Consider the following 657-nt stretch of genomic DNA (forward strand, 5'->3'; position numbering starts at 1 on the left):
CCCCCCCAGCTGCCTGCCGCCTCCTCGCACTTCCTCCAAGCCGCCACCCGGCAGACCAACGCGCCCCGCCCCCCACTCCCCTCGTAGGAAGCCATCCGTTTCCGGCATCGGCACCCACCGCACGACGGCGACGCTGCCGTCACCATCCGATGCCAACTGGTCCGCCCCCAACCGGCACAGCGCCCGCGCCCGCACCCCCACCGGCACCACGGCCGCGGGGGAGGTGGGCGGCGGGCCGCGCCCTACCCCCCGCCCAAAACCCCGCATACCCTGCCGCTCATGCACCCTCGCTTCGGCGGACACGCCGTCATCGTCACCGGTGGAGCCCAGGGCATCGGCGCCGCAATAGCCCGCCGTCTAGCGGCGGAAGGTGCGCGCGTGCTCATCGCCGATATCGACGGCGACGGCGCCAAGCGGACCGCCGACGTCATCGGCCGCGGTGCCGAAGGGGTCCGCTGCGACGTCGCCGACACGGCCTCCGTCCAAGCCGCCGTCGAGCACGCCGTCTCCCTCTACGGGGGTCTCGACGTCCTCGTCAACAACGCCTTTCGCGCCGCCGGTCTCGCCACCCTCCCCGACCTCCCGGAGGACGACTGGCTGAGCTCCTTCGACGTAACGCTGCACGGCGCCTACCGCGCCACCCGCGCCGCCCTCCCC

At 74.0% G+C, this 657-nt stretch carries 1 protein-coding gene; it reads left to right on the top strand.

Going from position 1 to position 657, the window contains the following annotated elements:
• Positions 1–279: 279 nt before the first annotated feature.
• The coding region (locus tag G5C51_RS42365) for an SDR family NAD(P)-dependent oxidoreductase (protein ID WP_165246275.1) at positions 280–657 on the top strand (378 nt) is incomplete at its 3' end.

The organism is Streptomyces coryli, from assembly GCF_011044975.1.
Lineage (GTDB): Bacteria > Actinomycetota > Actinomycetes > Streptomycetales > Streptomycetaceae > Streptomyces > Streptomyces coryli.